At 70.2% G+C, this 24,766-nt stretch carries 25 protein-coding genes and 1 pseudogene; 11 read left to right on the top strand and 15 right to left on the bottom strand.

Translation table 11 applies throughout. The features are described from left to right. The first annotated feature begins 262 nt into the window (after positions 1–262). The 4 genes from MKK53_RS07475 to MKK53_RS07460 all read left to right on the top strand — a co-directional run bounded on the left by MKK53_RS07475 (position 263) and on the right by MKK53_RS07460 (position 3,518). Positions 263–736, top strand: a complete 474-nt coding sequence (locus MKK53_RS07475) for a response regulator (protein ID WP_243928064.1) — start codon at positions 263–265, stop codon at positions 734–736. A 120-nt stretch (positions 737–856) separates the two neighbouring features. Further along, entirely contained in the window at positions 857–1,936 is a 1,080-nt protein-coding gene (locus MKK53_RS07470) for a Ppx/GppA phosphatase family protein (protein ID WP_243928063.1), read from the top strand. Between the two features lie 21 nt (positions 1,937–1,957). Then, positions 1,958–2,680 carry an RlmE family RNA methyltransferase gene (locus MKK53_RS07465; RefSeq protein WP_243928062.1) on the top strand — a complete coding sequence of 241 codons (723 nt, stop codon included), beginning with the start codon at positions 1,958–1,960 and terminating at the stop codon, positions 2,678–2,680. 502 nt (positions 2,681–3,182) lie between these two features. Further along, the gene (locus MKK53_RS07460; protein WP_243928061.1) at positions 3,183–3,518 is read left to right on the top strand and encodes a ComEA family DNA-binding protein; all 336 of its coding nucleotides are present in this window, start codon (positions 3,183–3,185) and stop codon (positions 3,516–3,518) included. Positions 3,519–3,585: 67 nt separating this feature from the next. Here MKK53_RS07460 and trpB read toward each other — a convergent pair whose 3' ends face one another. The 7 genes from trpB to MKK53_RS07425 all read right to left on the bottom strand — a co-directional run bounded on the left by trpB (position 3,586) and on the right by MKK53_RS07425 (position 10,737). Continuing rightward, entirely contained in the window at positions 3,586–4,827 is a 1,242-nt protein-coding gene (trpB, locus tag MKK53_RS07455; protein WP_243928060.1) for a tryptophan synthase subunit beta, read from the bottom strand. Between the two features lie 94 nt (positions 4,828–4,921). Next, entirely contained in the window at positions 4,922–5,557 is a 636-nt protein-coding gene (locus MKK53_RS07450; RefSeq protein WP_243928059.1) for a phosphoribosylanthranilate isomerase, read from the bottom strand. 35 nt (positions 5,558–5,592) lie between these two features. Next, entirely contained in the window at positions 5,593–5,961 is a 369-nt protein-coding gene (locus MKK53_RS07445; protein WP_243928058.1) for a LapA family protein, read from the bottom strand. A gap of 14 nt (positions 5,962–5,975) precedes the next feature. Beyond that, a complete protein-coding gene (locus tag MKK53_RS07440) occupies positions 5,976–6,284 on the bottom strand; it encodes an integration host factor subunit beta (protein WP_243928057.1) in 309 nt (102 codons plus the stop codon). Between the two features lie 48 nt (positions 6,285–6,332). Further along, the gene (sppA, locus tag MKK53_RS07435) at positions 6,333–7,301 is read right to left on the bottom strand and encodes a signal peptide peptidase SppA (protein ID WP_243928056.1); all 969 of its coding nucleotides are present in this window, start codon (positions 7,299–7,301) and stop codon (positions 6,333–6,335) included. A 535-nt stretch (positions 7,302–7,836) separates the two neighbouring features. Further along, positions 7,837–9,549 (bottom strand): 30S ribosomal protein S1, encoded by a 1,713-nt coding sequence (rpsA, locus tag MKK53_RS07430; protein ID WP_243928055.1) that lies wholly within the window; start codon positions 9,547–9,549, stop codon positions 7,837–7,839. Between the two features lie 339 nt (positions 9,550–9,888). Further along, entirely contained in the window at positions 9,889–10,737 is an 849-nt protein-coding gene (locus MKK53_RS07425) for a transglutaminase-like domain-containing protein (protein WP_243928054.1), read from the bottom strand. Positions 10,738–11,046: 309 nt separating this feature from the next. Here MKK53_RS07425 and serA point away from each other — a divergent pair, with 309 nt between their 5' ends. Both serA and MKK53_RS07415 read left to right on the top strand, forming a co-directional pair. Then, positions 11,047–12,297 (top strand): phosphoglycerate dehydrogenase, encoded by a 1,251-nt coding sequence (gene serA / locus MKK53_RS07420; protein ID WP_243928098.1) that lies wholly within the window; start codon positions 11,047–11,049, stop codon positions 12,295–12,297. Positions 12,298–12,375: 78 nt separating this feature from the next. Continuing rightward, entirely contained in the window at positions 12,376–12,861 is a 486-nt protein-coding gene (locus tag MKK53_RS07415) for a hypothetical protein (protein WP_243928053.1), read from the top strand. Positions 12,862–13,023: 162 nt separating this feature from the next. Here the strand turns inward: MKK53_RS07415 and MKK53_RS07410 are convergent, their stop codons facing one another. Then, complete coding sequence (locus MKK53_RS07410) at positions 13,024–13,167, bottom strand: hypothetical protein (protein WP_243928052.1); 144 nt, start codon at positions 13,165–13,167, stop codon at positions 13,024–13,026. Between the two features lie 230 nt (positions 13,168–13,397). Here MKK53_RS07410 and MKK53_RS07405 point away from each other — a divergent pair, with 230 nt between their 5' ends. Beyond that, positions 13,398–13,613 carry a hypothetical protein gene (locus MKK53_RS07405; protein WP_243928097.1) on the top strand — a complete coding sequence of 72 codons (216 nt, stop codon included), beginning with the start codon at positions 13,398–13,400 and terminating at the stop codon, positions 13,611–13,613. 12 nt (positions 13,614–13,625) lie between these two features. Here MKK53_RS07405 and MKK53_RS07400 read toward each other — a convergent pair whose 3' ends face one another. The 4 genes from MKK53_RS07400 to MKK53_RS07385 all read right to left on the bottom strand — a co-directional run bounded on the left by MKK53_RS07400 (position 13,626) and on the right by MKK53_RS07385 (position 16,444). After that, positions 13,626–13,952, bottom strand: a complete 327-nt coding sequence (locus tag MKK53_RS07400; RefSeq protein WP_243928051.1) for a hypothetical protein — start codon at positions 13,950–13,952, stop codon at positions 13,626–13,628. 115 nt (positions 13,953–14,067) lie between these two features. After that, positions 14,068–15,039, bottom strand: coding sequence for a type I pantothenate kinase (gene coaA, locus MKK53_RS07395; protein WP_243928050.1), 972 nt, complete (start codon positions 15,037–15,039; stop codon positions 14,068–14,070). Further along, positions 15,036–15,359, bottom strand: coding sequence for a phosphoribosyl-ATP diphosphatase (locus tag MKK53_RS07390; protein ID WP_243928049.1), 324 nt, complete (start codon positions 15,357–15,359; stop codon positions 15,036–15,038). The genes coaA and MKK53_RS07390 overlap by 4 nt, the downstream gene beginning before the upstream one ends. 131 nt (positions 15,360–15,490) lie before the next feature. Beyond that, positions 15,491–16,444 carry an aspartate carbamoyltransferase catalytic subunit gene (locus MKK53_RS07385; protein WP_243928048.1) on the bottom strand — a complete coding sequence of 318 codons (954 nt, stop codon included), beginning with the start codon at positions 16,442–16,444 and terminating at the stop codon, positions 15,491–15,493. Between the two features lie 179 nt (positions 16,445–16,623). On the opposite strand from MKK53_RS07385, the gene MKK53_RS07380 reads away from it, so the two are divergent. From MKK53_RS07380 to topA, 3 genes are all read left to right on the top strand, one after another. Further along, positions 16,624–17,505, top strand: coding sequence for a cytochrome b/b6 domain-containing protein (locus MKK53_RS07380; RefSeq protein WP_279598883.1), 882 nt, complete (start codon positions 16,624–16,626; stop codon positions 17,503–17,505). Next, positions 17,502–18,428: a molybdopterin-dependent oxidoreductase gene (locus MKK53_RS07375; protein ID WP_243928047.1), complete on the top strand. Its 927-nt coding sequence runs from the start codon at positions 17,502–17,504 to the stop codon at positions 18,426–18,428. The genes MKK53_RS07380 and MKK53_RS07375 overlap by 4 nt, the downstream gene beginning before the upstream one ends. Positions 18,429–18,689: 261 nt before the next feature. Continuing rightward, complete coding sequence (gene topA, locus MKK53_RS07370) at positions 18,690–21,356, top strand: type I DNA topoisomerase (RefSeq protein WP_243928046.1); 2,667 nt, start codon at positions 18,690–18,692, stop codon at positions 21,354–21,356. A 17-nt stretch (positions 21,357–21,373) separates the two neighbouring features. Here the strand turns inward: topA and MKK53_RS07365 are convergent, their stop codons facing one another. Further along, positions 21,374–21,565, bottom strand: a complete 192-nt coding sequence (locus MKK53_RS07365) for a hypothetical protein (protein WP_243928045.1) — start codon at positions 21,563–21,565, stop codon at positions 21,374–21,376. A 290-nt stretch (positions 21,566–21,855) separates the two neighbouring features. On the opposite strand from MKK53_RS07365, the gene parE reads away from it, so the two are divergent. Further along, entirely contained in the window at positions 21,856–23,913 is a 2,058-nt protein-coding gene (gene parE / locus MKK53_RS07360; protein ID WP_243928044.1) for a DNA topoisomerase IV subunit B, read from the top strand. Positions 23,914–23,966: 53 nt separating this feature from the next. Here the strand turns inward: parE and MKK53_RS07355 are convergent, their stop codons facing one another. Together MKK53_RS07355 and MKK53_RS07350 are read right to left on the bottom strand one after the other, a co-directional pair. Continuing rightward, a complete protein-coding gene (locus tag MKK53_RS07355) occupies positions 23,967–24,464 on the bottom strand; it encodes a PRC-barrel domain-containing protein (protein WP_243928043.1) in 498 nt (165 codons plus the stop codon). A gap of 181 nt (positions 24,465–24,645) precedes the next feature. Continuing rightward, positions 24,646–24,766, bottom strand: a pseudogene (locus MKK53_RS07350) (porin family protein); the annotation flags it as partial.

Genomic DNA, 24,766 nt, shown 5'->3' with positions numbered 1-24,766 from the left:
CAAAAACCGTCCGCCGCCCGTATTCAGAATACACGCCGACCATTGCGGAGGATCGGCGGCTCGCACTGCGCATTACCCCAGGTCACGCTAACCAAGAATAATGGGTCAGTCCTGACGCAATCGGGCCTTGACCGCAAGGTCCTTTTAGGCCGAAACGCGGCGGTTCCGTCACTTTCCCGCCGCAACCATCGCGCTCAGGGCGAGCGGCGTTAGCGAATTGCAAACTGGGTTTGGCTAAGGTCGCGACGGGACGACGCACCCGATGATCGCCACACCCACATTCCCCGACCTCTCCGCCCTCGTCGTCGACGAGAGCCTCTATATCCGGCGAATCGTCCGGGACATGCTGATGCGCGTGGGCATCAAGCGCGTCCTGGAGGCGCCCGATGGCGCCGAGGCGCTCGGCGTCCTGGCCGAGAGCAAGCCCGACATCGCCATCATCGACTGGGACCTGTCGATCCTGTCGGGGGAAGAGTTCATCCGGTTGGCGCGCACGCCCACCACCTCCCCCTGCCCCACCCTGCCGATCATCCTGATGCTGGCCCAGCCGCGCCGGAACGTGGTGGACCGGGCGGTCGGGCTCGGCGTCAACGAGATCATCGCCAAGCCGTTCTCCCCCAAGACGCTGTGGTCGCGCCTCGACGAGATCATCAACCGCCCCCGCCCCTATTCCCAGGTGAAGAGCCTGCTCCGGCCGATTCCCCGCACCGCCGGGCTCGCCAAGGTCTTCGCCTGAAGGGCCCCTCCCGGTGCCCGGTGACGTTCTTTCATTGCAGTTCCCGTGTGAGCCTGTAGGCTCGCGGGCAAGTGAGGTCGGGCTGTCAGCCCGGCCGATGAGGATTCGACGGCCACGCCGATGAGGGACGAGACCGCCGCGGCCGCGCCGGCCCGGCCCGCAACCGGCGTCGCGCCGCATCAGACGCCGACCCTGTACGCAGGCCGCGAGCGGCGGCAGAGTTATGCCGCCCTCGATCTCGGCACCAACAATTGCCGCCTGCTGATCGCCGAGCCGACCTATGGCGGCTTCCGGGTGATCGACGCCTTCTCCCGCATCGTCCGCCTCGGCGAGGGCCTCGGCAGCTCGGACCGGCTGAGCGAGGCCGCTATTGAGCGGACGGTGGAGGCCCTGCGCATCTGCCGGACCAAGATGCAGACCCGGCGGGTCCGCCGGGCCAAGATCATCGCCACCGAGGCGTGCCGCCTCGCGGTGAACGGCGCGGATTTCGTGGAGCGCGTGCGCTCCACGGTCGGCCTCGACCTCGAGATCGTGGATCGGCAGACGGAGGCCTACCTCGCCGTCACCGGCTGCGCGGCCCTGGCCGATCCCCGGGCCGAATCGGTGGTGATCTTCGACATCGGCGGCGGCTCCACCGAGGTCGCGTGGCTCGACGGAGCGGCGACCAACCCCTCGACCGACCCGACCCTGCGGATCCGCGCCTGGGACAGCCTGCCGGTGGGCGTCGTCACCCTGGCCGAGCGCCACGGCGGCGCCGAGGTCACGCGCCGGATGTTCGAGGGCATGGTCGAGGAGGTGGCCGAAAAGCTTTCCGCCTTCGCCCTCAGGGCCGCCCCGGCCGCCACGGCCCAGCATTTCCACCTGCTCGGCACGTCCGGCACGGTGACGACGATCGCGGCGATGCACCTGCGGCTCGCCCGCTACGAGCGCCGCCGGGTCGATGGGCTGTGGATGCGCGACGACGAGGTCTCGGCGGCCATCGACGACCTTCTCGACACGCGGCTGGAGCAGCGCGTCGACAACCCTTGCATCGGCCGGGACCGGGCCGACCTCGTGCTCGCGGGCTGCGCGATCCTGGAGGCCCTGCGCCGGGCCTTCCCGTCGGAGCGCCTGCGGATCGCCGACCGCGGACTGCGCGAGGGGCTTCTGGTGAACATGATGCGCGAAGATGGGGTATGGTCGCGCAAGCCCGTGCGGTGAGGGCGGCGGACACGACGGTTCATGACTGACAGGCGCGGAGGCGTGGGCTCCACGGGGGGCGTGCGCGGGGATCTCAAGCAGCGGGTGAAGACGGCGCGCAAGCGCACCTCCTCCCAGACCCGCTGGCTCGAACGGCAGCTCAACGACCCCTACGTCGCCCGGGCGAAGCGGGAGGGCTATCGCTCACGCGCGGCCTTCAAGCTCATCGAGATCGACGAGCGCTACAAGCTTCTGAAACCGGGCCAGCGGGTCGTGGACCTCGGCGCGGCGCCCGGCGGCTGGTCGCAGGTGGCGGCCCGGGTCGTGGGTGAGACGGGCCGCGTGGTCGGCATCGATCTCCTGCCCATCGAGCCGATGGCGGGGGTGGAGTTCATCACCCTCGACTTTCTGGACGATGACGCGCCGAAGCAGCTCACCGAACTCCTCGGCGGCCCCGCCGACCTCGTGCTGTCCGACATGGCGGCCAACACCATCGGCCACAAGAAGACGGACCACCTGCGGATCATCGGCCTCGCGGAGACCGCCGCCGAATTCGCCCGCGAGGTGCTGGCCCCCGGCGGCGCCTACCTCGCCAAGGTTCTCCAGGGCGGCACCGAGGGGGAACTGCTCGCCAACCTCAAGCGTGATTTCGCCGTGGTCCGCCACGTGAAGCCCTCGGCGAGCCGCGCCGATTCGAGCGAACTCTACGTGCTGGCCACCGGCTACCGCGGGGCGCTCGGCCGGGGCGTGGCGCCCGAAGCGTAGCCGCCCCCTGATGCGCCTCTCCGCCGCCCTCACCGACCCGGCGCCCCCGCGTCGGCGCCGTCCCGGCTCCGTCCGCGAGGGCGGCCTTCCGCCTGTCCGGCCTCGCCTGGGCCGTGCCGGATGCGGCCTGGAATCGGGGCCTCGCCCCCTTCGGCAGGGCGGGCCGGGGGCGGGCCCGTAAGACCCGCCGCCGCTCTGTCTGGGGACAGACCCGCGGAACGCTGCCGCCCCGGTATGCCCCCGTACCGGAATAGGTTAATTTTACGGAAACAGTGTCGATAGTCAGCGCGTGCTCAGCGGACCAGCAATTCTACGGATCTCGGTGCTGTTGCTCCTGGCTGGAGCCCTGGCCGCCCTCGTCCAATATTTGGTACCACCCTCGCCGCAGGGGTCGCCGACCGTGAGCGCGTCGTCGTCTGCGCCGGTCCAGAGCCAGCCTGCGGTCCGCAAGATCGTCCCGGCTCCGCCGCCACCGGCCATCGCGCCACCCCCGGCGCCTGTCTTGCCGCAGCCCGCCCCGCAGGCCGTGACGCCGGCCCCGGCCCCCGCGCAGGTTCCGGGCGACGCCCTCGCCTTCCCGGCCCCGTCGCCCTCCGCGGCAGCCAAGGGGGAGGCCGAGATCGCCAAGGCCGAGAGCACGGAGGGGCCGCCCGCCATCGCCCTCCTCGACCTCAACACGGCCACGGCGGCCGAGCTGAACCGGCTGCGTGGCGGCGGCAACATCGGCCGGGCCATCGTCGCCAAGCGGCCCTATGCGCAGGTGAGCGACCTGCTCTCCAAGCGCGTCCTGAGCCGGGCGATCTACGAGCGCATCAGGGAGCAGGTGACGGTGCGCTGACGCGGCCCGTCACCCCCCGGCGCCATCGGGGGCGAAGTGCGCCGGCGGCGTACCGGCGTGGCCCGCGTCAGAGGGTCGTCCCGAACAGCTCCGACACCTGCGGGATGTCCTTGTCGCCGCGGCCCGACATGTTCAGCACCATCAGGTGGTCGGCCGGGCGCTCCGGCGCCAGCTCCAGCACCTTCGACAGGGCGTGGGCGGGCTCCAGGGCGGGGATGATCCCCTCCAGCATCGAGCAGAGCTTGAACGCGTCCAGCGTCTCGGAATCGGTCGCCGAGAGGTAGGTGACGCGGCCCATCTCATGCAGCCACGCGTGTTCCGGGCCGATGCCGGGATAGTCGAGCCCGGCGGAGATCGAATGGGCGTCGCTGATCTGCCCGTCCTCGTTCATCAGCAGGTAGGTGCGGTTGCCGTGCAGCACCCCCGGGCGGCCGCCGGTGAGGGAGGCGGCGTGGAGCCCGCTCTGGACGCCGTGCCCGGCGGCCTCGACCCCGAAGATCTCGATCTCGCGGTCATCGAGGAACGGGTGGAACAGGCCCATGGCGTTGGAGCCGCCGCCGATGCAGGCGATGAGCGAATCGGGCAACCGGCCCTCCTGGGCGATCATCTGCTCGCGCGTCTCCCGGCCGATCACCGACTGGAAGTCGCGGACCATCGCCGGGTACGGGTGCGGGCCCGCGACGGTGCCGATGCAGTAGAACGTGTCCGCGACGTTGGTGACCCAGTCACGCAGCGCCTCGTTCATCGCGTCCTTCAGGGTCTTCGTGCCGGACTCGACCGGGATGACCTCCGCGCCGAGCATCTTCATCCGGAAGACGTTCGGGGCCTGCCGGGCGACATCGACGGCGCCCATGTAGACGACGCATTTCAGGCCGAACCGGGCGCAGAGGGTGGCGGTGGCCACGCCGTGCTGGCCGGCGCCGGTCTCGGCGATGATCCGCGGCTTGCCCATGCGGCGGGCCAGCAGGATCTGGCCCAGCACGTTGTTCACCTTGTGCGAGCCGGTGTGGTTCAGCTCCTCGCGCTTGAAGTACACCTTGGCGCCCTTGCCGGCGGGGGCCTTGGCACGCAGGTGCTCGGTCAGGCGCTCGGCGTAGTAGAGCGGGCTCGGGCGGCCGATATAGTGGGTGCCGTAGCTCTCCATGTCCGCCTTGAAGGCCGGATCCTGCTTGGCCGCCTCGTAGGCCGCCTCCAGTTCCAGGATCAGCGGCATCAGGGTCTCGGCCACGAAGCGGCCGCCGAAGATGCCGAAGCGCCCGCGCTCGTCGGGGCCGGTGCGGAAGGAGTTCGGGGCGGGGGCGATGGTCACGGATCGATCCTTCGCGGCACAGGGTGTTTTGCCGGTTGCTAGACCCATGCGCGCGCCGCCGCAATGCCGATGCACACGGCGCATCGGCGCAGCCTCAGCCGCGGGCGGCGGCCACGAAGGCGGCGATGCGGGCCGGATCCTTGATTCCCGGCGCGCTCTCGACCCCGGAGGAGACGTCCAGGGCGGTCAGTCCCGTGCGCCTCAGGGCCTCCGCCACGGTGTCGGCGCAGAGGCCGCCGGAGAGCATGGTGCCGGCGGGCAGATCGGCCCCGGCCAGCAGGTCCCAGTCGAAGCGCACGCCGTTGCCGCCGGGCAGGGCCGCGCCGGGGGGCGGCTTGGCGTCGAGGAGCAGGCGGTCCGCGACCGCGGCGAAGTCCGCCACCCGGGCGAGGTCGGCCCGGGTGGCGATGCCGAGGGCCTTCATCACCGGCAGACCCGTGGCGGCACGGATGGCCGCGACCCGCGCCGCGCTCTCCCGCCCGTGCAGCTGGATCAGGTCCGGCCCGATCGCCGCGACCGCCGCGGCGAGGGCATCGTCGTCGGGATCGACCAGCAGGACGACCCGCCCCGCCCTGCCCTTGGCCCGGTGCGACAGGCTCCGGGCGGTGTCCAGCGCGACGTGGCGGGGGCTACGGGGGAAGCGCACGAAGCCGACCCAATCGGCCCCCGCCGCCAGGGCGGCATCGAGGGTGTCGGGCGTGCTGAGGCCGCAGATCTTGATCTCTGGCATGGGACACCCGGCGCGGGATTCCGCGCGGAACACGCTCAGCGCGGCGCGGGCAGCGCCGTGCGGACGGGGACGGAGGTGCCGGGATAGGTCGGGGCCGCTGCCTCCGGCGAGTAGGGCCGCAGGCGGTTGACTTCGCGCTCGTAGCGGCTCGCCTCGCGGCGGTGGTGGCGGGCGCTCGCCCGGACCCGCCCCTGGCCGAGCCAGGTGAAGACCCCGCCGACGACGATGCCGAGCGCCACCGCGCCGAACAAGATGACGTAGAGCGGCAGGCTCACGCTGAAGACCGGCGCATCGGTATTCACCGGATCGAACGACAGGGGCACCGGCGCGCGGTTGGCGACGGCGAGGAGGATCACCACCGCTGCCACCGGCAGGAGGAGGAGGCTTTTGAGGAACCGGACCATCGTGTGACTCCCGCCTATTCCGCCGCGACGCCTTCGTCGATCTTGGCCGCGTTGAGACGCAGGCGCATCTCCTTACCCGTCTTGAAGACGGGAATCGCCTTTTCGGACACGGCAACGGCTGCGCCCGTGCGCGGGTTGCGTCCCTTCCGCGCTTCCCGGCGCTTGACGGAGAAGGCGCCGAAGCCGCGCAGCTCGACCCGGTCCCCCCGGGCCAGGGCATCGGCGATCGTGTCGAGGATCGCGTTGACCAAGATCTCGACATCCCGCTGGTAGAGGTGCGGGTTCTGCTCGGCGATCTTGAGGACGAGCTCCGACTTGATCATGGCGTTTCTTCTTTCCGGTTGTTCGGCTGATCGCTGAGGGCGCCCCCGTCAGGGCTCCGGCCGCCACAGGACGAGCAGCCCGCCCTGTGCCCCGGCCTGCGCCTCCGCGCCCAGCGCCCGGATCTGTCGCCCGAACCCCCCGAAGCCGAGCAGCCCGGCCCCGGTCCCCGCGGCCGACCACAGGGAGAAGTCGCTGTCCGAGCGCGGCTTCCAATCCGTCACCGGCAGGTCCTTCGGCACGCCGCGGGCGTTCTCCAGCCACGCCACCGCCTGTTGCTCGCCCCCCAGCTCGTCCACGAGCTTCAGGGGCACGCTCTGGCGCCCGCTGAACACCCGCCCGTCTGAGACGGCGGTGACCTGCGGCCCGTCCATGCCCCGGCGCTCGGCCACAAGGCCCTTGAACCACGCGTAGGTGTCTCCCACCACGGCGGCGAGCGCCGCCCGGGCCTCCGGCGAGGTCGGGGTGAAGCCCGACGGCTCGGCCTTGAGCGGCGAGGACTTCACCGATTCGACCTTCACGCCGACCTTGTCGAGGAGGCCGGACACGTCCGGATACTGGAACAGCACGCCGATGGAGCCGACGAGGCTGGTCTCGCGGGCGACGATGTGGTCCGCGGCGATGGCGGTGATGTAGGCGCCGGAGGCCGCCGTGCCGTCCACGAAGGCCACGAGCGGCTTCTTGGCGGCCAGCGCCCGCAGGTTCCGGAAGATCTCCTCGGAGCCCGTGGTGGTGCCGCCGGGTGAGTTGATGGAGACGATGACGCCCTTCACCGCCTCCGCGTCGCCCACCCGCTTCATCAGCTTCGCGGTGGCCTCGCTGCCGGCGATGAAGCCGGAGACGGAGATCCGCGCGATCTGCGGGCGGACGGCGAAGCCCCCGCCCATCGCCCCGGCCCTGGCGCGGTAGCCCAGGGCGGCGACGGCCACGATGAGGCCGCCGATGCCGAGCACCCGCCAGAGGCCGAGCCTGCGGCGCAGGCGCCGCCTGTCGATCAGCAGTTCGGCGTCGGCTGCCATGCGATCCGTTCCCTTGCATCCCCGGCCGCGCAGCGCGGTCGGCCCACCGCCAAGCTGGCGCCCCGGGGGCCTGCCCGGCCCTGCCGGAGCCCCGCCGCGCCGCACCCCCTCCCCGACCCGTTCCCGGGCCAAGTCCTTGGCACCCTTGGCGTCCCGCCGGGCCCGGCCCGTGGGAGGCCGTGTTCTAGAGCATTTTTCGGCGGCCTGGATACGGGGCGCGGCGAAGAATTTACGTCTCGCGGCCTTCTCGTAAAGCTGGTGCCGAACCGGGGATGCAACCGGCGCGGGTCAGGCCGCGTCGAGCGTCGCGATCGCGGTGAGTTCGTCGGCCATTTCCCTTTGCCGACCCGCCGTCATTGCGAGCGCAGCGACGCAATCCAGGGATCCGCCACGTTCGGAAAGGTCCCGCTGCCCTGGATTGCTTCGCTGACGCTCGCAATGATGAAACCGGCAAAAGAAAAGCCGCGCGGGAGCGGTCCCGCGCGGCTTTGTCCGTTTCAGGCCGCCACCCGGCGAACCGGGCGGCGGTCGAGGATCACTCGTCCTCGGGCTTGGCCTTCTTGAAGGCGGCGCCGAGGATGTCGCCGAGGGAGGCACCCGAATCGGCGGAGCCGAACTGGGCCATCGCCTCCTTCTCCTCGGCCACTTCCAGGGCCTTGATCGAGACCTGGACGCGACGGGCCTTCCGGTCGAACTGCACCACGCGGGCATCGACCTTCTCGCCGACGGCGAAGCGCTCGGGGCGCTGGTCGCCACGGTCGCGGGCCAGCTCGGCCCGGCGGATGAAGGTCTGCATGTCGGAGTCGGCGAGCCGCACCTCCAGGCCTGAATCCTTCACCTCGACGATCTCGCAGGTGACGATCTGGCCCTTCTTGACCTCACCGGCCTCGGCGAAGGGGTCACCCGCCAGCTGCTTGATGCCGAGCGAGATGCGCTCCTTCTCGACATCGACGTCGAGCACCTGGGCGCGGACCATGTCGCCCTTCTTGAACTCGTCGATGACCTGCTCGCCGGGACGGTTCCAGTCGAGATCCGACAGGTGGACCATGCCGTCGACATCGCCCTCGAGGCCGATGAACAGGCCGAACTCGGTCTTGTTCTTGACCTCGCCCTCGACCTCGGAGCCCACCGGATGCTTCTCGGAGAAGCCCTCCCACGGGTTCTGCAGGGTCTGCTTGAGGCCGAGCGAGATGCGGCGCTTGACCTGATCGACTTCCAGGATCTGCACCTCGACCTCCTGGGAGGTGGAGACGATCTTGCCCGGATGGACGTTCTTCTTGGTCCAGCTCATCTCGGAGACGTGGATCAGGCCCTCGATCCCCGGCTCCAGCTCCACGAAGGCGCCGTAGTCGGTGATGTTGGTCACGCGGCCCTTGAGCTTGGCGCCCTCGGGGTAGCGGGCGGCGATGCCCTCCCACGGATCGGCCAGCAGCTGCTTGATGCCGAGCGAGATGCGGTGCGTCTCGTGGTTGATCTTGATGATCTTGACCTTGACCGTCTGGCCGATGGTCACGACCTCCGACGGGTGGTTCACGCGGCGCCACGCCATGTCGGTGACGTGCAGCAGGCCGTCGATGCCGCCGAGGTCCACGAACGCACCGTACTCGGTGATGTTCTTGACCACGCCGTCGATGACCTGGCCTTCCTCGAGGTTGGCCACCAGCTCGCTGCGCTGCTCGGCGCGGCTCTCTTCGAGCACGGTCCGGCGCGAGACGACGATGTTGCCGCGGCGGCGGTCCATCTTGAGGATCTGGAACGGCTGCGGCGTGCCGAGCAGCGGGGTGACGTCGCGCACCGGGCGGATGTCCACCTGCGAGCGCGGCAGGAACGCCACGGCGCCGTCGAGGTCGACCGTGTAGCCGCCCTTGACCTGGTTGAAGATCGTGCCGGTGACACGCTCGTTGGCCTCGAAGGCCTTCTCGAGCTTGACCCAGCTCTCCTCGCGGCGCGCCTTGTCGCGCGAGATGACGGCTTCGCCCAGCGCGTTCTCGATCCGGTCGACGTAGACCTCGACCTCGTCGCCGACGTTCAGCTCACCTTCGCGGCCGGGGCCGGCGAATTCCTTGAGCGCGACACGGCCTTCCGTCTTGGCGCCGATGTCGATGACGGCCACGTCCTTCTCGATCGCGACGACGCGACCCTTGACGACGGAGCCTTCGGTAATCTCGTGCTGGAGGAAACTCTCCTCCAGAAGCGCGGCGAAATCATCGCGGTACTGATCCCGCGCCACGGCTGTCCCTGCGGTCATTCTCTCTCCTGGGCGGTCACGTCCTGGGACGGACCGGGTGCGTCGGCGGCTCGCGTTGCAAACGCCCCCTGCCGCCGCAGCTTCCCTTGCGGGAAGCGACCGTCTCCGCACGGAGACCGGTTTGCCGACGCGTCGATACGGATGACGAGGGCGGCCCGGCCGACTCGTCCGCAGAGGCCGCCTACACAGCGGGCATCGCGACGGACGGCGAGGCGCGTGTCACATACTCCATTACACCTGTCTCTTCAACAGAGTGTGCAGGGATCGTTCGCGACCGCGCAGGAGGAGCTCGCCCGGTCGCGGGCGGTCTCCGGCAGGGCCGTACGGTGGGGGGCGGCCCTAGGCGGCCTGTGCGAGGGCCTCGCCCCCCTCCACCACGTCGTCCGTGTGCACGTCGAACCGCGCCAGGAGCGCCGTGCCGAAGCTCGTGGTCAGGGCGCAGTCGGTGGCGTCGCGTCCCCGGGCTATGACGATCCGGCCGATGCGCGGGCGGTTGTGCCGGGCGTCGAACGTGTACCACCGCGGTCCTTCCGGGCCGTCCAGGAACACCTCGAACCACGCCGAGAAATCCATGGGCGCCGGGTCCTTCGGCACGCCGATGTCGCCGAGGTAGCCGGTGGCGTAGCGGGCCGGGATGTTCATGCACCGGCACAGGGTGATGGCGAGGTGGGCGAAGTCCCGGCAGACGCCGACCTGCTGGGTGTGGCCGTCATGGGCGGTGCGGGTCGCGTCCGCCTGCTGGTAGTCGAAGCGCAGCCGGCGGTGGGCGTAGTCCACGATCGCCTGGACGCGGTTCCAGCCCGGCGCCACCCCGCCGAACAGCCCCCACGCCGTCGGCGAGAGCTTGTCCGTGTCGCAGTAGCGAGACCCGAGGAGGTAGACGAGCACGTCGTCCGGCAGGTTCTGGACCGGGATCTCCCGGGCCTCCGGGGCATGGGCGTCCGGGAGGCCGCTGTCGTCGATGAGGAAGTCGGCGGACATGGTGATCCGCCCGCCGGGCGCGACGATGCGGGTGCAGACGTTGCCGAAGCCGTCGATGTGCTGGCGTGCCGCCACCGGCGGGTCGAAGGTGATCGCCTCCGACGTGAGGAGATCCTGCCGGTGCTCGGGGCGGATGTTGAGCAGCAGGTTCATCGGCGTGGGGCCGAACGTGTCGAAGGTGATGGAGAAGCCGGTGCGGATCTGCATGTCGGTGGCCGTGTCGTGATGCGGCGCCGACAGTCGAACGGGCCGCGAAGTCTAGTTATGGGCACCACAACGACAGTCAGGCGGTCGGGTTCCGTGGCATTGCGAACGGAACAACCGATGCCGTGCACAAATGTAGTGCAGTATCCACGCCGGCTTTGCGACCGCGTCGCCCGGGTGGATGAGGCCTGTGCGGTGTGGCGCAAACATGCAGGGCAGGGCTGTTACCGCCGATGTTGCGTCGCGGTGACGGCCTGCCTAACGCTGTGCCCACTTTTTCATCCGCCGCTCTGACCCATGGCCGCCGCCTCGATGACCGCCGAGAAGCTCTCGCTCCCCAAGGACAAGATCCGCGTTCTCCTGCTCGAAGGGATCAACGACAGCGCCGTCGCCCTGATGCAGGCGTCGGGTTACACCAACCTCACCCGCCTGCCGAAGGCCCTGGACCGAGAGGCGCTGCACGAGGCGCTGCAGGGCGTCCACATGGTGGGCATTCGCTCCCGGACGCAGCTGGATGCGGCGGCGTTCGAGGCGGCGGACCGGCTTCTGGCCGTGGGCTGCTTCTCGGTGGGCACCAACCAGGTCGATCTCGAAGCCGCCCGGCACCGGGGCATCCCCGTCTTCAACGCGCCGTTCTCGAACACCCGGTCGGTGGCCGAGCTGACCATCGGCGAGATCGTGATGCTGCTCAGGCGGATCGTGCCGCGTTCGGTCGGCGCCCATGCCGGCCAGTGGGACAAGTCCGCGGTGGGCTCCATGGAGGTCCGCGGCAAGACCCTCGGCATCGTCGGCTACGGCAATATCGGCACGCAGCTCTCGACCCTCGCCGAGGCCATGGGCATGCGCGTGCTGTTCTACGACCAGACCGACCGCCTGCGCCACGGCAACACCGAATCCACCGAGACGCTGACCGCCCTGCTCGGCCAGTCCGATGTGGTCTCCCTGCACGTGCCGGAGACCGAATCGACCTTCAACATGATCGGCGAGGCGGAGATCCGGGCGATGAAGCCGGGCAGCTTCCTCATCAACAACGCCCGCGGCACCGTCGTGGACCTCGCCGCCCTCGCCGCCGCCCTGCGCGACGGCCACCTGCGCGGCGCGGCCGTGGACGTGTTCCCCAAGGAGCCGGGTTCGAACGCCGAGGCGTTCGTCAGCCCCCTCCAGGGGCTCGACAACGTGATCCTCACCCCGCATGTCGGCGGCTCGACCGAGGAGGCCCAGGAGCGCATCGGCGCCGAGGTCGCCAAGAAGCTCCTGGACTATTCCGACATCGGCTCCACCGTCGGCGCGGTGAACTTCCCGCAGGTGCAGCTTCCCACCCGCGCCACCGGGACCCGCTTCATCCACGTCCAGCGCAACCTGCCGGGCATGCTCGGCCGCCTCAACGAAGTCTTCGCCCGCAGCCACGTCAACATCGCGGCGCAGTTCTACCAGACCGACGGCGAGGTCGGTTACGTGGTGCTGGAGACCGACGCCACCGACGCCGATGCCGAGGCGCTGCTCGGCGAGATCCGGGTGATCCCCGGCACGATCCGCGCCCGGTTGCTCTACGAGCGCCGCTGATTGCGCGCTAGGAGACCTTGCGCGCCGAGCGCGGGCACTGTTCAAGTCGCGCAAAGGCGACGGTACGGGAGCTGGCAAGTGCGCAAGCGTGGTGGGACGACGAGACGATCGCGCGGGGCCGCGGCCCTGGCCCTGGCCGTGCTCGGGACGGTCTGCACGGCCTCCGCGTCGTCGGCGGAATGCCTGCGGCAGATCATTAACCGCTCGGCCTACGTGCTGACGGCCCGCCGCGACGGCGGCCCGGCGGTGACGGTCCTGCCCGGTCACTCGGTGCAGGTGAGGCTGTCGCATCCGGGGCAGCTCGATTTCGCCGCCTATTGCAGCGTCCCCGGGCCCGACGGTGCCCTGGCGCCGATCACCGAGGCGAGCTTTTCCTACGAGGCGGTGATCGATCGCTGCTTCGTCAAGTTCGGCACCCAGGTGTTCATCCCGCAGCTCGGCCGCGGCTTCTTCGGGCAGCAGGGCACGGCGCCGTTCACGCTCAACAACCCGCGCCAGGGCGACGTGGTCCTCGGGCCGTTCGCCGCCGAGTCCTGCCCCGCCATCCTCAGCCGGGGCGGTTAGCCCCGCCCCCTCCCCCGGGGCCGCCGCAGCCCTGGCGGCACCTGGGGAGCCGGTCGGAACGACCTCCGCCCTGTCCGGGATCGCGAACGCCGTGACGCGATCCACGGACGCGCCACCGTCGGACGCTCGGGATGCGGGCGTGGGCTGCGCCGCCCCGGTACCCTACAGGTAATGCCGGAAGACGACCGGGCCGCCCGCCGGGCGGCCCGCAGGCGCGGCCGGGATGAGGCGGCGCGTGAGACGCTCGACGGTCCGCATGAGGACGGCGAGCGCGGTATCGAGGGTCGTAGTGTGGCGCTTGCGCATGGACGCCTCCGCCGCGGCCGGGGCGATGGCCCTCCCCGCGTGATGCAACCCTGTCATGAGGCCACGGCCAAGGCTGTGCCGGAGCGCACACGTGGTCCCCGCCGGTATCATCCCCCTGGGAAGTGAAGGCGCCGGGACGAAGTCCTGTCTGGCGCGGGCTTGAGCCGGATTCTATGGTGGCGCTGCCGTACCGGGACCTGCTCAAGCCCGGCGTGACTGAGGACGCGCGTATGCTCACCCACACCGGCAGCACGATCCTGCGCAACGAACTCGGAGTCGAGGAGACGATCGAATCCGACAACATCGTCCGGTGGGACGGTGATCGGCTCTATGTCGAGCAGGACGTCTTCCACAACGGGCAGCTCGTCCACCGGAAGTACCGGCGCACGGTGTCCGAACCCGTCGCCCGCGCCCTGTGGGAGATCATCAACCGCGCCAAGCAATAGGCGCGGGCCCGGTCAGGCGGCGATCGCGGCGGCCTTCGCCGCCTCGTCCGCCGGCCGCATCCGCTCGATCTGGGCCTTGGCGGCCTCGAAGGCGGCCTTCACCGTCACCGAGACGTCCTCCACCGCCACCAGGACGGCGAGCTTCTGAACCGCCGCCCGGTCGGCGAGGCCCCGGGCTGCGGACAGCAGCCTCTCCTCCAACCGCGAGAGGTCGACCGCCGCATCCCGCCCGGCCGCGTCATCCGCGACGACCAGCCGTGCCAGGGCCATTTCGAGCGCGTGCCCCAGGACGAGGGTCTTCACCCGCTCCTGAAGGAGGGCTCTCTCTTCGAGTTTCATGGGGCCGACCGCCGATTCGCGTTGCCCGATCAGTGTGGCACCATGGCGCACTCGCCGCAGCGCCCATTGTGCAACAGGCGAAGTTCCTGTGATTCCACAACTTGGCGTTGCTTGATCACAGGCGCCGGAGGGCCACGCTCTCGATCCGGTGGCTCGCCCCCTTCGTGAGGATGAGGCTGGCCCGCTGCCGCGTGGGCAGGATGTTCTCGCGCAGGTTCGGCAGGTTGATCGTCGACCAGAGGTGGTCGGCGATGTCGAGCGCCTCGGCCTCGGGGATCTCCGCATACTTGCGGAAATACGAGCGCGGATCGCGGAAGGCGGTCTGGCGCAGGCGCATGAACCGGGTGACGTACCAGCGGTGCAGGTCGTCCTCATGCCCGTCGAGGTAGATCGAGAAGTCGAAGAAGTCCGACACGAAGGGGATCGCGGTGCCGTCCCGGGGCAGGCGGGCGGGCTGGAGGACGTTCAGGCCCTCGACGATCAGGATGTCGGGGCTCTCCACCACCCGCTCCTCCCCCGGCACCCGGTCGTAGACGAGGTGCGAGTAGAGGGGGGCCGTCACGCGCTTCTGGCCCGATTTCACCTCCTGAAGGAAGCGCAGCAGGTCGGCGGTGTCGTAGCTTTCGGGGAAGCCCTTGCGCTCCATCAGGCCGTGGGCGGCGAGCTCGGCGTTCGGCAGCAGGAAGCCGTCCGTGGTGATGAGATCGACCTTCGGCGTGTTCGGCCAGCGGGCGAGCAGCGCGGCGAGGATGCGGGCGGTGGTGGACTTGCCCACCGCCACCGATCCGGCGAGGCCGATGATGTAGGGGAGCTTGGTCTCCCGCTCGGCGATGAGGAACCGCTGCGTCGCCTTGAACAGGCCCTGCGTCGCCGCGACGTAGAACGAGAGCAGGCGGGACAGGGGCAGGTAGATCGCCACGACCTCCTCGATGGAGATCGGGTCGTTCAACGACTTGAGCCGCTCCAGATCGCCCGAGGTGAGCGTCAGGGGGGCGTCGGCGCGCAGGTGCGCCCACTCCTCCCGGCTGAAGCGGCGGTAGGGGGAGAGCCTGTCCGTGCCGTCCGTGGTCGCCGGCGGCGGGATCACGCGTGGCGCCTCGAAGCCTTCTCGGCCAGCCCGCTCTGCGCGGTGCGCCGCTCCAGTTCGCCCATCACCGCCTCCAGCTCGACGCCGCCGGCCTTCAGCAGCACGACGAGGTGGTAGAGCACGTCGGCGGCTTCGTTCTTCAACCCCTCGCGGTCGCCCTGGACGGCGGCGATGGCGGCCTCCACCGCCTCCTCGCCCAGCTTCTTGGCCGCCTTGGCGGGGCCATCGGCCAGGAGCTTGGCGGTGTAGGACGAGGCGGGATCGGTGCCGGCGCGGCTCGCCACGAGCTGGGCGAGGTCGGCGAGGGTGTAGGTGCTCATGAAACGTCTTGCAGTGGCGGTCCCGCCGGGGGCGGTGTTCCGGCAGGAAACTGCGTCAAGGCGCGTCCGCGGGCAAGCGTTTCGCGTGAGAGGCGAGCCGCTTTGTCCGGGAAGGGTTTATCCGGGGATCCTCACCCGTTCGGCAGGTGGCGGGCCAGGGCGTCGAGCACGGCCATGCGCACGGCCACGCCCATTTCCACCTGTTCGCGGATGAGGGACTGCGCCCCGTCGGCGATCTCGGACGAGATCTCGACGCCCCGGTTCATCGGGCCGGGGTGCATCACCAGGGCGTCGGGCTTGGCCAGCGCCAGCTTCTCGGCATCGAGGCCGAAATAGCGGAAATACTCTTTGACCGACGGCACGAAGGAGCCGTTCATCCGCTCGCGCTGGAGGCGCAGCATCATCACGATGTCGCAGCCTTCGAGGCCCTTGCGCATGTCGGTGAAGGTCTCGACGCCGAAGCGGGCGGTCCCCGCCGGCAGCAGCGTCGACGGCGCGATGAGGCGGACCTGAGCGCCCATGGCCTGGAGCAGGATCAGGTTCGAGCGGGCCACCCGCGAATGCAGGACATCCCCGCAGATGGCGATCCGGAGCCCTTCGATCCGGCCCTTGTTGCGGCGGATGGTGAGGGCGTCGAGCAGCGCCTGGGTCGGGTGCTCATGGGCCCCGTCGCCGGCGTTGACCACCGCGCAGTCGACCTTGCGGGCCAGAAGATGCACCGCCCCCGCCGACTGGTGGCGCACCACGATGATGTCCGGGCGCATGGCGTTCAGGGTCGCCGCGGTGTCGATCAGGGTCTCGCCCTTCTTCACCGAGGACGAGGCCACCGACATGTTCATCACGTCGGCGCCGAGGCGCTTGCCGGCCAGCTCGAAGGAGGATTGCGTCCGCGTCGAGGGCTCGAAGAACAGGTTGATCTGGGTGCGCCCGCGCAGGGTCGTGCGCTTCTTCTCCACCTGACGGGAGATGTCGACCGCCGCGTCGGCGGCATCGAGCAGGATCTCGATGTCGGGCCGGCTGAGCCCCTCGATCCCGAGCAGGTGCCGGTGCGGGAACAGGGCGGGCGCGGGGATCGGGGCGGTCATGACAGGGGCCGGGTGTAGGTGGCGGCGGCGAGTCCCGCAAGCCGCCTGTGGTCCCTCCCCCACAGGGGCCGAGGGGGTCGGTTCCGCCGGGCCCTGCGGCGATTTCGTCGCGGCGGGTAACCGGCGCGGTGCGCTACACGTATGGTGCACAATCGACAAATGCTCTGGAGTCAGGACGCTTGACCGCCTCCCCTGCCATCGATGCCCCCGACAAGGCCGCCCCCGAGCGGATCGGCCGCCAGGGGCGCCGGCTGATCTACCGGCATCCCCTGCCGATCCGCCTGACCCACTGGATCAACGCCGCGGTGCTGCTGGTGCTGCTGATGAGCGGCCTTCAGATCTTCAACGCGCATCCTGCCCTGTATTGGGGGGCGGTCTCGACCTTCGATACCCCGGCGCTGGCCATCACCAGCGAGGAGAGCGGCGGCGCCAATCGCGGCGTCGTCTATCTCGGGGACCGCAAGTTCGACACGACCGGCGTGCTCGGCCTCTCGAAGGCCAACGGCGTCGAGGCGGACCGGGCCTTCCCGTCCTGGGCGACGCTGCCCTCGAACCAGGACCTCGCCACCGGCCGGCGCTGGCACTTCCTGTTCGCGTGGCTCCTCGTGATCAACGGGGCGATCTACCTGATCTACGGCCTGGTCTCCGGCCAGCTGCGCCGCCGGCTGATCCCCGAGGGCGACCAGATCCGCGATTTCGGCGGCTCGGTGAAGGAGCACCTGCTCCTGCATTTCCCCGAGGGCGAGGAGGCCAAGCGCTACAACGTCATCCAGAAGCTCACCTATCTCGGCGTCGTCCTCGTCCTGCTGCCGGCCATGGTCCTCGCCGGGCTGGCCATGTCCCCCGGCGTCGATGCCGCGTGGCCGTGGCTGACGGAGCTGTTCGGGGGACGGCAATCGGCCCGCAGCATCCACTTCATCGCCGCGGGGCTGCTCGTCCTGTTCGTGGTGGTCCACGTCGCGCTGGTCCTGGTCTCCGGTGTGTTCAACAACCTGCGCGGGATGATCACCGGCTGGTTCAGCATCGGCCGGGTGCGTCCCGCCGGGGAGGAGGCACGATGATCCTGCACCGCCGACGCCTGCTCACCGCCACGGCCGGCCTCGCCGGCACCGCCCTCCTCGGGGGCTGCGACCGGTTCGCCACGACCGATGCGGGCCGCCGCACCCTGGGCGCGGGGGAGGACGCCAACCTCTACGTCCAGCGCCTCCTGATGTCGGGGACGACCACCGCGCGGGAGTTCCCCGAATCGATGATCTCGCCGTGGTTCAAGCCGAACGGCTCGATCGACCCGCCCGACCGGGCCTACAAGGCGATGGCGGCGAAGAACTTTTCGGACTTCAAGCTGACCGTCGATGGCCTCGTGGACACGCCCCTGTCCCTCAGCCTCGCCGACCTGCGCGCCCTCCCCTCCCGCACCCAGATCACCCGGCACGATTGCGTCGAGGGCTGGAGCTGCATTGGCAAATGGTCCGGCGTGGCCCTCGCCGAGGTCCTGAAGCGGGCCGGGCTGAAGCCACAGGCGCGCTACGCCGTGCTCCACTGCGCGGATACCCTCGAATATGCCAGCGCGGACGGCGCATGGCTGAAGCCGAAGGACCCGAGCGCGGTGCGTGAGGCGCATGCCGCCTATGTTCAGCTCGCCGCGGCGGGGGACTGGGGCGGTTCGCCCACCGGGACGCAGGACGGCGATTCCAACGACGCCGCCGACGACGGGAGCGGCGGGGGGCGTCCGATCCGATACTACGAGAGCATCGACCTGTTCGATGCCTTCAATCCGCAGACGATCCTCGCCTACGACCTCAACGGGAAGGCGCTGCCCGTCTCGAACGGCGCCCCCCTGCGCCTGCGGGTGGAGCGCCAGCTCGGCTACAAGAACGCGAAGTATGTGATGCGGGTGGAGATGGTCTCGTCGCTCGCCGGGTTCGGCGACGGCAAGGGCGGCTACTGGGAGGATCGCGGCTACGAGTGGTACGCGGGGATCTGAGTCCGCCCGCCGCCCGCCGCCCATCGTCATCGCGAGGGGAGTGAAGCGATCCGGCGGCGCGAGGCCGCCGAAGGTCGCGCCCCACCGGGTCGCGCCGCTCCTGTCGGGATGACGGGCGGGGCTCGCGGCGCCGCTCGGCATTTGACAACCCGGCGCCGCTCACCCACTTCTCCGCCCCGCGAGACCCCGGCCGGCGACGGGCTCGATCGCGCTCCGAACATTCCGTCGCGCCGCGCCTCCCCCGGGGGCAGAGGGTTCTGGATGAAAGTCGTCGTCGTCGAGTCGCCGGCCAAGGCCAAGACGATCAACAAGTACCTCGGCCGCGACTACGAGGTGATCGCCTCCTTCGGTCACATCCGCGACCTGCCCGCGAAGGACGGCTCGGTGGATCCCGAGCAGGACTTCCACATGGTCTGGGAGCTGGAGGACCGGGGGTCCAAGCGGGTCAGCGAGATCGCTAAGGCGGTCAAGGGCGCCGAGAAGCTCATCCTCGCCACCGACCCCGACCGCGAGGGCGAGGCGATCTCCTGGCACGTCCTGGAGGCCCTGACGGCCCGCAAGGCGCTGAAGGGCATCCCCGTCGAGCGCGTGACCTTCAACGCCATTACCAAGTCGTCCGTCGAGCAGGCGATGCGCAAGCCGCGCCAGATCGACCAGGCGCTGGTGGACGCCTACCTCGCCCGCCGGGCGCTCGACTATCTCGTCGGCTTCAACCTCTCGCCCGTCCTGTGGCGGAAGCTCCCCGGCGCCCGCTCGGCGGGCAGGGTGCAGTCGGTCGCCCTGCGCCTCGTGGTCGAACGCGAGATGGAGATCGAGGCGTTCAAGCCGCGCGAATACTGGTCCATCGTCGCGACCCTGGCGACGAAGGACGGGGCGATCTTCGAAGCCCGCCTCGTCGGCGCGGACGGCAAGCGCATCCAGCGCCTCGACGTCGGAAATGCCGAGGAGGCCGCGGCCTTCAAGCGCGACCTTGAAGCCGCGACGTTCCAGGTGGCGAGCATCGAGGCCAAGCCCGCCAAGCGCCACCCGCAGCCGCCGTTCACCACCTCGACGCTGCAGCAGGAGGCATCGCGCAAGCTGGGGTTGGCCCCGGCGCAGACGATGCGCGTCGCCCAGCGCCTCTACGAGGGCGTCGAGCTCGGCGGCGAAACGGTCGGCATCATCACCTACATGCGGACGGACGGCGTCGACATGGCGCCGGAGGCCATCGCCGACACCCGCAAGGTGATCGGCCGCGAGTTCGGGGACCGGTACGTGCCGGGGGCACCGCGCAAGTACAGCGTGAAGGCGAAGAACGCCCAGGAGGCCCACGAGGCGGTGCGTCCCACCGACATGAGCCGCCGGCCCAAGGACGTGGCCCGCCACCTCGAACCCGAGCAGGCCAAGCTCTACGAACTGATCTGGACCCGCACCATGGCGAGCCAGATGGAATCGGCCGAGCTGGAGCGCACCACCGTCGATGTCCACGCCACGGCCGGCGGGCGCCGGATCGACCTGCGCGCCACGGGCCAGGTGGTGAAGTTCGACGGGTTCCTCGCCCTCTACCAGGAGGGCAAGGACGACGAGGAGGACGAGGAGAGCCGCCGCCTGCCGAAGATGGAGGCGGGCGATTCCCTGCGCCGGGAGAAGATCGCCTCGACCCAGCACTTCACCGAGCCGCCGCCGCGCTACTCGGAGGCGAGCCTCGTGAAGCGCATGGAGGAGCTCGGCATCGGCCGTCCCTCCACCTACGCCGCGGTCCTCCAGACCCTGCGGGACCGGGAATACGTCAAGATCGAGAAGAAGCGGCTTTTGCCGGAGGACAAGGGACGCCTCGTCACCGGCTTCCTCGAAAGCTTCTTCAGCCGCTACGTCGAGTACGATTTCACCGCCGCCCTCGAAGAACAGCTCGACAGGGTCTCCAATGCGGAGATCGACTGGCGGGAGGTGCTGCGCGACTTCTGGCGCCACTTCTCGGCGGCGATCGGCGAAACCAAGGACCTCCGGGTCGCCGAGGTGCTGGAGGCGCTGAACGGCCTCCTCGGGCCGCACATCTTCCCCGACCGGGGCGAGGGCAAGGACCCCCGCGCCTGCCCGAACTGCAGCGAGGGGCAGCTGTCCCTCAAGCTCGGCAAGTTCGGCGCCTTCGTCGGCTGCTCGAACTACCCCGAATGCACCTATACCCGGCAGCTCTCGGCGACGGGCGTCAACGGTGAGGGCGACGGGTCGTCCGCCGATGGCGGGCAGCCGGGGGTGCGGGTGCTCGGCAACGACCCCACCACCGGCCTGCCGGTGACGGTGCGGGACGGCCGGTTCGGGCCGTTCATCCAGTTGGGGGATGCGAGCCCCGAGAAGGGCGCGGAGAAGCCCAAGCGCTCCTCCCTGCCCAAGGGGCTCTCGCCCTCGGACGTGGACCTCGACAAGGCGGTGGCCCTGCTGTCCTTGCCCCGGGAGATCGCCCGGCACCCGGAGACCGGCGAGCCGATCCTCGCGGGCATCGGCCGCTTCGGCCCCTACGTGCAGCACGGGCGGACCTACGCCAATCTCGGCCGGGACGACGACGTGCTGGAGATCGGCGGCAACCGGGCGATCGACCTGATCGTCGCCAAGGAGCAGGGCGGCGGGCGCGGCCGCCCGGCCGGCGATCCCGGCCGGTCGTTGGGCAAGGACGCGGAGAGCGGCAAGGACATCGTGGTGAAGGCGGGCCGCTACGGTCCCTACGTCACCGACGGCACCGTGAACGCGACGCTTCCCAAGAGCGCGAACGCCGAGGGTCTGACCCTTGAGGAGGCCCTGAAGCTGATCGCGGCCAAGCGGGAGGCCGGCGGGGGCAAGAAGGCCCCGGCCCGCAAGAAGGCGACGCCCCGCAAGGCCGACGGCGAGAAGAAGGCGCCCGCCAAGAAGCCGGCCGCCAAGAAGGCTGCGCCGAAGAAGAAGGCGGCGGGCTGAGTCCGGCGCCGCCGGGCTCAGATAAGAGAGGCGATCGCGGCGGCGAAGGTCGTCGCGAGGGTGGCGACGGCCAGGGCGGCCGCGGCGCTGACGGTCACGAACGGGGCGGCGCGCCGCTCGTCGTCATCGACGCAGCCGAACGCGGTCCCCGCCGCATCCGCGGATCGGATCAGGTCCAGGTGGCGGGCCTCGGTCGCGTCGTGGGACATCGGTCGTCACCCCTGCCAACGGTCAAGCTGTCGGCGCGCAAACGTGCCGGCGCACCGGCGGTTCCCCGTCCGGCGGGATCGCGCGGGGAACGTTAACCGTCGGCGCCCACCCTGAGAGGCTGCACCCGGCGCTCGCACGCCGCGGCGCAGCGTGGCAGAAAGGCCGGCGATTCCGCCCCGGCGGCTTTGATGTTTCTCTTTTGTTCCGTTATGCTGGCGAGATGAAGGCGCATGCTCCCAGACGCAAAGCTTCCCCCGTTCCGGTTGCCCCTGCCCGCGGGAGCGGTCGCGTGAGCGACCCGGCACGCGACCTGTTCGGCGCCGGGGCCAAGCCTCCGGCCGCCACCCCCGAGACCCGGCGGCGACTCACCGAGGCGGCCTCCCCCGTCTCCCTGGCGGCGGCCTCGGCCGAGACCGGCTACACCGCCTCGGACATCGAGGTGCTGGAGGGGCTGGAGCCGGTCCGGCGCCGCCCCGGCATGTATATCGGCGGCACCGACGAGCGGGCGCTGCACCACCTCTTCGCCGAGGTGGTCGACAACTCCATGGACGAGGCGGTCGCCGGCCACGCGAGCTTCATCGAGGTGGAGCTGGAAGAGGGGGGCGCCCTCGTCGTGACCGACAATGGCCGCGGCATCCCCGTCGATCCGCACCCGAAGTTTCCGGGCAAGTCGGCCCTCGAAGTGATCATGACCACCCTGCACGCGGGCGGTAAGTTCGATTCGAAGGTGTACGAGACCTCCGGCGGCCTGCACGGCGTCGGCATCTCGGTGGTGAACGCCCTGTCCGACGTGCTGGAGGTCGAGGTCGCCCGCAACCAGACCCTCTACCGGCAGTGCTTCTCCCGCGGCCACGCCCAGGGCGCCCTGGAGATGGTCGGCCGGGTGCAGAACCGGCGCGGCACTCGGGTGCGCTTCCATCCGGACGCGCAGATCTTCGGCTCGCTGAAGTTTGACCCCCGCCGCCTGTTCAAGATGGCACGCTCCAAGGCCTACCTGTTCGGCGGCGTCGAGATTCGCTGGCGCTGTGCGCCCCCGCTCGTCGAGGGCATGGAGGACGTGCCGGCCGAGGCGGTGCACCGGTTCCCCGGCGGCCTGTCCGACTACCTCGCCCGGGACATCGAGGGGAAGGAACTGGTCCTCGACACCGTCTTCGCCGGCAAGGTGACGAAGCCGGGCTCCCACGGATCCCTCGAATGGGCCGTGGCCTGGACGGTGGCCGACGACGGCGTGTCGCACTCCTACTGCAACACGATCCCGACCCCGGAGGGCGGGACCCACGAGGCGGGGCTGCGGGTGGCCCTGCTCAGGGGCCTGCGCGAGCATGCCGAGCGGGTGAATCAGGCCAAGCGCATGACCGCCGTCACCACCGACGACGTCATGGCCACCTGCGCCTCCATGCTCTCGGTCTTCATCCGCGAGCCGGAATTCCAGGGGCAGACCAAGGACAAGCTCGCCACCGTCGAGGCCCAGCGCATCGTCGAGACGGCGGTTCGGGACGCCTTCGACCATTGGCTCGCCGGCTCCCCGGCCCAGGCCAACAAGCTGCTCGACTGGGTGATCGACCGGGCGGAGGAGCGCCTGCGCCGCCGCCAGGAGAAGGAGGTCGCCCGCAAGAGCGCCACCCGCAAGCTGCGCCTGCCGGGCAAGCTCGCCGACTGTTCGGCCGCGGGCACGGCCAACTCCGAGATCTTCATCGTCGAGGGTGATTCCGCCGGCGGTTCGGCCAAGCAGGCCCGGGACCGGATGACCCAGGCGATCCTGCCGCTCCGGGGCAAGATCCTCAACGTCGCCTCGGCAAGCCGCGACAAGCTCGGCGCCAACCAGCTCATCGGCGATCTCACGCTGGCGCTCGGCTGCGGCACGGGGGCGAATTTCCGCGAGGCGGACCTTCGCTACGACAAGGTGATCATCATGACGGACGCCGACGTCGACGGCGCCCACATCGCCTCCCTGCTGATCACCTTCTTCTACCGGCAGATGCCGAAGCTGATCGACAAGGGGCACCTCTACCTCGCGATCCCGCCGCTCTACCGGATCCAGCAGGGGTCGAAGGTGGCCTATGCCCGGGACGATGCCGACCGCGAGCGGATCACCAAGACGGTGTTCAAGGGCGGCAAGGTCGAGATCGGGCGCTTCAAGGGCTTGGGCGAGATGATGCCGGCCCAATTGAAGGAGACCACCATGGATCCGAAGAAGCGCACGCTTCTCCGGGTCGCGATCCTCGAGGAGGCCCGTGAATCCACGGGCGACACGGTCGAGCGTCTGATGGGCAACAAGCCGGAGGCGCGCTTCACCTTCATCACCGAGCGGGCTGCCTTCGCCGAGGGCGCGAACCTCGACATCTGAGGCTTCGCGGGGCCCGACCTCGGGGCCCCGCCACTGCTCCCGCGCGCCCTGCTCTACTGAGCCGGGATCGCCTTGGCCGGATCGAAGGCCTGGGCCGCCGAGATCGTGTCCTTGCTCATCTGAAGGATCGCCGAGAAGCGGTCCCCGCCCGGGCGGAGGACCAGGGCGTCCGGCTCGACGGCGATTTGCTTGCTGCCGATCCCGAGGAAACCGCCGACGTCGATCACGACGGCCTTGAGCGAGCCGCCATCGGCCAGCAGCAGGTCGTTGATCTTGCCGACGCTGTCGCCCGCTAGGTTGCGCACCTCCACCCCGATCATGTGAGAGGCCAGGAAGGTCGCGGGCTTGAGGTGCTGACGCTTGGTCGCATCCTCCACGCTCCCCGCCTGCAACAGGCCCCCACCGCCCCTGCCCCCCGTGGTGGTGCCCGGACCCGTGCCGGGCAGGATCGTGTCCTTGCCGATCACGGTGGCGTCCTGGGCGAAGGCGGGGGCGCTCGCCAGGGTACAGAGCAGCGGCAACAGGGCGGCGAGGGACGAGCGCGACGTCATGCGTATGGTCTTCCGGTCCGGGGAGCCCGTCCGAGTGCGGGCGCCGGTCAATCGGCCGCCCCACATGCCGGTTCCGGTCCGTCGCGTCGCAGCGGGCCACCCGGAACGCGAAAAGCCCGGCCTTTCGGCCGGGCTTTCCGTGGTGCGAGGGGCCGCGGCGCGGGCCGCGGCGGGTTGGGTCTTAGTACGAGCCGAACTTGTAGTTCACGCCGGCGCGGACGACGGCGAACTCGGTGTCGCGGCGGGTGTTGGAGGGGCCGGAGATCAGGGTGACGCCCGGGGTGGTGGTGGCGACGGTGGAG

Source organism: Methylobacterium sp. J-076 (assembly GCF_022829405.1).
In the GTDB taxonomy this organism is placed as follows: domain Bacteria; phylum Pseudomonadota; class Alphaproteobacteria; order Rhizobiales; family Beijerinckiaceae; genus Methylobacterium.
Note: the sequence above shows the minus strand (reverse complement) of the source record. Positions and strands in the feature narration are given on the sequence as shown.

What these genes read in the sequence shown, in the direction of transcription:
- MKK53_RS07440 (WP_243928057.1), bottom strand. Translation starts at nt 6,284, where the DNA reads ATGATCAAGTCGGAGCTCGTCCTCAAGATCGCCGAGCAGAACCCGCAC.
- MKK53_RS07405 (WP_243928097.1), top strand. Translation starts at nt 13,398, where the DNA reads ATGCTCACCCACACCGGCAGCACGATCCTGCGCAACGAACTCGGAGTC.
- MKK53_RS07475 (WP_243928064.1), top strand. Translation starts at nt 263, where the DNA reads ATGATCGCCACACCCACATTCCCCGACCTCTCCGCCCTCGTCGTCGAC.
- MKK53_RS07450 (WP_243928059.1), bottom strand. Translation starts at nt 5,557, where the DNA reads ATGCCAGAGATCAAGATCTGCGGCCTCAGCACGCCCGACACCCTCGAT.
- MKK53_RS07385 (WP_243928048.1), bottom strand. Translation starts at nt 16,444, where the DNA reads ATGACCGCCCCGATCCCCGCGCCCGCCCTGTTCCCGCACCGGCACCTG.
- MKK53_RS07355 (WP_243928043.1), bottom strand. Translation starts at nt 24,464, where the DNA reads ATGACGTCGCGCTCGTCCCTCGCCGCCCTGTTGCCGCTGCTCTGTACC.
- MKK53_RS07425 (WP_243928054.1), bottom strand. Translation starts at nt 10,737, where the DNA reads ATGCAGATCCGCACCGGCTTCTCCATCACCTTCGACACGTTCGGCCCC.
- MKK53_RS07375 (WP_243928047.1), top strand. Translation starts at nt 17,502, where the DNA reads ATGATCCTGCACCGCCGACGCCTGCTCACCGCCACGGCCGGCCTCGCC.
- MKK53_RS07390 (WP_243928049.1), bottom strand. Translation starts at nt 15,359, where the DNA reads ATGAGCACCTACACCCTCGCCGACCTCGCCCAGCTCGTGGCGAGCCGC.
- MKK53_RS07410 (WP_243928052.1), bottom strand. Translation starts at nt 13,167, where the DNA reads ATGCGCAAGCGCCACACTACGACCCTCGATACCGCGCTCGCCGTCCTC.
- MKK53_RS07365 (WP_243928045.1), bottom strand. Translation starts at nt 21,565, where the DNA reads ATGTCCCACGACGCGACCGAGGCCCGCCACCTGGACCTGATCCGATCC.
- MKK53_RS07445 (WP_243928058.1), bottom strand. Translation starts at nt 5,961, where the DNA reads ATGGTCCGGTTCCTCAAAAGCCTCCTCCTCCTGCCGGTGGCAGCGGTG.
- MKK53_RS07400 (WP_243928051.1), bottom strand. Translation starts at nt 13,952, where the DNA reads ATGAAACTCGAAGAGAGAGCCCTCCTTCAGGAGCGGGTGAAGACCCTC.
- topA (WP_243928046.1), top strand. Translation starts at nt 18,690, where the DNA reads ATGAAAGTCGTCGTCGTCGAGTCGCCGGCCAAGGCCAAGACGATCAAC.
- rpsA (WP_243928055.1), bottom strand. Translation starts at nt 9,549, where the DNA reads ATGACCGCAGGGACAGCCGTGGCGCGGGATCAGTACCGCGATGATTTC.
- MKK53_RS07465 (WP_243928062.1), top strand. Translation starts at nt 1,958, where the DNA reads ATGACTGACAGGCGCGGAGGCGTGGGCTCCACGGGGGGCGTGCGCGGG.
- MKK53_RS07470 (WP_243928063.1), top strand. Translation starts at nt 857, where the DNA reads ATGAGGGACGAGACCGCCGCGGCCGCGCCGGCCCGGCCCGCAACCGGC.
- serA (WP_243928098.1), top strand. Translation starts at nt 11,047, where the DNA reads ATGACCGCCGAGAAGCTCTCGCTCCCCAAGGACAAGATCCGCGTTCTC.
- sppA (WP_243928056.1), bottom strand. Translation starts at nt 7,301, where the DNA reads ATGGCAGCCGACGCCGAACTGCTGATCGACAGGCGGCGCCTGCGCCGC.